The sequence below is a fragment of the Pseudomonas sp. 32_A genome (genome assembly GCF_017490905.1).
GTDB lineage: Bacteria > Pseudomonadota > Gammaproteobacteria > Pseudomonadales > Pseudomonadaceae > Aquipseudomonas > Aquipseudomonas inefficax.
On sequence record NZ_JAFGYI010000326.1, the window covers coordinates 1 to 453 of the forward strand.

The following is a 453-nucleotide window of genomic DNA, read 5'->3' on the forward strand; positions in this document are numbered from 1 at the left end:
TCGTGTTGCCGGCGACGATCTGGCCTTTTTCGAGGAACTCGTGGCCTCCGGTGAAGTCGCTGATCAATCCGCCGGCTTCCTGGATCAACAAGGCTCCGGCCGCCATGTCCCACTCGGAAAGGCCGAATTCCCAGAATGCGTCGTAGCGGCCAGCCGCGACATAAGCCAGCTCCAGGCTCGCGGCGCCAGCGCGGCGAATGCCGGCGGTCTGTCCGACGAGGCTACGGAACATGGTCAGGTAATTATCGAGATTGGTCAGTTGCCCATCGCGGAACGGGAAGCCGGTGCCGAGCAGGGCGCCCTCGAGGCTTTTACGGGCGCTGACGCGCATGCGGCGTCCGTTCAGTGCCGCACCGCGGCCTCGGCTGGCAGTGAATTCTTCCTGGCGAATCGGGTCCACGACCACGGCGTGCTCAAGCCTTCCCTTGTATTTGCAGGCGATGCTCACTGCGT

General features: G+C 63.8%; 1 pseudogene. It reads right to left on the reverse strand.

What is annotated here, in order from left to right:
• A pseudogene (suhB, locus tag J5M58_RS26890) lies at positions 1-453 on the reverse strand (inositol-phosphate phosphatase); the annotation flags it as partial.